Consider the following 2,916-nt stretch of genomic DNA (forward strand, 5'->3'; position numbering starts at 1 on the left):
GTGCGGACGCTCGGACCGGGTCAGCGGCACAGGGCCGCGTCCACCGTGGCCCCGACGTGCTGGTCGGCCTCGTCGCCGGGGATCATGGTCACCGCGATGCCGGCGGCGCGGCCGTCGTCGGTGGCGCCCCCGGAGGTGAAGTAGCCCGGGATGGTCCCGAGGTGGCCCCAGTACAGGCCGCCGCAGGACAGCGGGCGGCTCATCAGGCCCAGCCCGTAGCGGATGCCGGGACCCACGGCGTCGGCGGGGACGGTGGCGCGCATCTCGGCGAGCTGCGCCGCGGGCAGCAGCCGGCCGCCGAGGAGCGCGGCGTAGAAGCGGCTGAGGTCGCTCGGGGTGGAGACGACGGCGCCCGCCGCCCAGCCCCAGGACGGGTCCAGCTCCGTGTAGTCGCGGAACGAGCCGTCGGCTTCCCGGTGGTAGCCCTTGGGGTGGGCCTCGTGGATGGTGGTGTCGCCGGGGGTGGGGAAGTAGGTGTGGCGCAGACCGATCCGGTCGACGACGCGCCGGTTGATCTCCTCGCCGAGCGGCCGCCCGGTGACCTTCTGGATGATCAGGCCGGCCAGCAGGTAGTTGGTGTTGTTGTACTCCCACCGCGCACCCGGGGCGAAGTGGGCCTTCTGGGCCAGAGCCGCGTCGAGGAGCTCGCGCGGTTCGTAGTACCGGTTCGGGCTGGTGAGGATGGAGCCCTTGTCCACGTACTCGGGCAGGCCGCTGGTGTGCTGGAGCAGTTGGCGGACGGTGATGCCGCGCCCGTCGATGCCGTCGCCGCGCAGCAGGCCCGGCAGGTAGGTCTCGACGGGGGAGTCCAGGCCGACCTTTCCTTCGGCGACGAGCTGGAGGACGACGACGGCGGTGAAGGGCTTGGTGTTGCTGCCGATCCGGACCTGACCGTCGGCGGGCGCCTTGGCCCCGGTGGCGAGGTCGCCGACGCCGGCGGCGTAGGTGCGGGTGCGGCCGTCAGGGCCCTTGACGGCGGCCAGTGCGGCGGGCACGCCGTCGTCCTTGACCAGGGCGTTCAGGCCCGACTGGACGGTGTCGGGCCTGCCGCCCGCGAACGCCGCGGTCGGTGCCAGAACGCCGGCGGCCACGGCGGCGGCCGCCGCCACGGCTACCGCCACCCGGTGCCGGCCGTTCCGGCGGCGGAGCGGAAGGCGGTGGAGCGGAAGGCGGTGGTGCGGTGCGTGCTCGTGCACGGAGGGTCCCCTCTGGTGGATGGCGCCGGTGATTCCCGGCCTGCGGCAAGAAGACCATTCAGGGGCACGGGAGTTCGTCCGTTCCCAGGACGAGACCGCACCCGGGAGCGGGCTCCCGGGACCCGCCCCGGCCGGGACCGGGCTCCCGGGAGGGGCCGCGGCGGGGTCGGTGCGGGGCGGGGCCGCGGCGGGGGCGAGGGACATCCGAAACGGTGACTGGAGGCGTCCCGGGGCGGTGGGGGAGGCTGGCGGCGACAATCCGGGCGTGGTGAGCGCGGCCGCGCCCCGACGGGCGGCGGCCGGCCGCCGCCCGCTCTCCGTCAGCAGACGTCGAAGGGGCCAGGGATGACGACGCCGGGCAACACCACGGGCAGTGGCGGTCCGTCGATGGGCGGCTACAAGGTCACGCCCGACGACGTCTCCGCGGCGTCCGTCTACGTGACCAACCAGGCCGGCGAGATCGACACCAAGATCGCCACGCTCCGGACGTACGTCGCGGGGCTGAGCGGCTGCTGGCAGGGCTCGGCGCACGGCGCCTTCGAGGTGCTGATGGCCGACTACGACATCTACGCGCGCATGATGCACGACGCGCTCACCGACATCGCCTCCGGCCTGCGCGGCAACTACGTCAACTACGTCGAGTCGGAGCAGGCGAACCTCGCCAACCTCCGCCAGGTGACGCTGCCCCCGGCCAAGTTCTGACGCCGCGTCCCTCCCCACCCCTCCCAGGAGCACCGCGATGAGTAGTTTCTCCGACGCCGTCCCGATCAGCGTCCAGCAGGACCTGGAGCACGCCGGCCCCTACCTCAACGCGCAGGCGGCCGACATCTCCCAGCAGCTGCACGAGCTGGCCACGTACCTGAAGCAGCTGCCGGAGCTCTGGCAGGGCGCGGCCTCCGGCTACTACCAGGGGCTCCAGGCCGAGTGGGACCTCGCGGCCAACGGGCTGTTCGGCCCCGACGGCGTGCTCGGCCAGATCGCGCACGCCATGAACGTCAACTGGGCGAACTACACCAGCGCCGAGTGGGCCAACTCGCAGACCTGGAACAACACCGCCGGCAGGCGCTGAGGCCAGGTCCGCGGCCGCCGTCGTCGTGGGCGGCCGCCGTCCGTACGACAATCCGCATGAACGAGGGCAAGAGAGCTACGCATGGCTGACGGGCACTGCCGAGTGACAGTGGTCGGCGAACACAAGCGGGTGGACCTCGCGGTCCCCGCCGCCGCCCCGATCGCGGAATACGTCACGACGCTGGCCCGGCTGGTCGGCCAGGAGGAGCTGGAGGCGCTGCCGGCGGCCTGGTCGCTGGCGGTGCCGGGCGGGCCGACGCTCCACCCCGTCTCCTCGCTGCGCGAGGCCGGGGTGCAGGACGGCCAGCTGCTGTACCTGCGGGACGCCGCCGAGGGCGAGTTCGAGGAACCGCTGGTCCGCGACGTCGACGAGCTGGTCGCCGACGTCGCCGACTCCTTCGGCGACCTGCGCTGGACCTCGCGCGCCCGCGCGGTCTGCGCGACGGTCCTGGGCGCGCTCGGCCTGGCCGCCGCCTGTGTGACGGCCGCCTCGCGCGGCGGCTGGTCCGGGACGGTGACCGGCCCGGTGGCGGTCGGCGCCGCCTTCCTCCTGGTCATCACCGGCTGGCTGCTGGGCCGTTCCACCCTGGACCTGCCGCCCCGGCTGGGCCTGCCGATCGCGCTGGCCGCCGTGCCCTGCGCGGCGGTGGCC

At 74.0% G+C, this 2,916-nt stretch carries 4 protein-coding genes; 3 read left to right on the plus strand and 1 reads right to left on the minus strand.

Going from position 1 to position 2,916, the window contains the following annotated elements; genetic code table 11:
* Positions 1–20 precede the first annotated feature (20 nt).
* The gene (locus tag ACFU6K_RS35575) at positions 21–1,196 is read right to left on the minus strand and encodes a serine hydrolase domain-containing protein (protein WP_380670251.1); all 1,176 of its coding nucleotides are present in this window, start codon (positions 1,194–1,196) and stop codon (positions 21–23) included.
* A gap of 345 nt (positions 1,197–1,541) precedes the next feature.
* On the opposite strand from ACFU6K_RS35575, the gene ACFU6K_RS35580 reads away from it, so the two are divergent.
* The 3 genes from ACFU6K_RS35580 to ACFU6K_RS35590 form a co-directional block, all read left to right on the plus strand.
* Positions 1,542–1,898 (plus strand): WXG100 family type VII secretion target, encoded by a 357-nt coding sequence (locus tag ACFU6K_RS35580; protein ID WP_380670253.1) that lies wholly within the window; start codon positions 1,542–1,544, stop codon positions 1,896–1,898.
* A gap of 37 nt (positions 1,899–1,935) precedes the next feature.
* On the plus strand, positions 1,936–2,265 hold the full coding sequence (locus ACFU6K_RS35585; RefSeq protein ID WP_380670255.1) for a WXG100 family type VII secretion target: 330 nt from the start codon (positions 1,936–1,938) through the stop codon (positions 2,263–2,265).
* Between the two features lie 81 nt (positions 2,266–2,346).
* The coding region (locus ACFU6K_RS35590; RefSeq protein WP_380670257.1) for an EsaB/YukD family protein at positions 2,347–2,916 on the plus strand (570 nt) is incomplete at its 3' end.

The sequence above is a fragment of the Kitasatospora sp. NPDC057512 genome, assembly GCF_042802135.1.
Taxonomy (GTDB): domain Bacteria; phylum Actinomycetota; class Actinomycetes; order Streptomycetales; family Streptomycetaceae; genus Kitasatospora.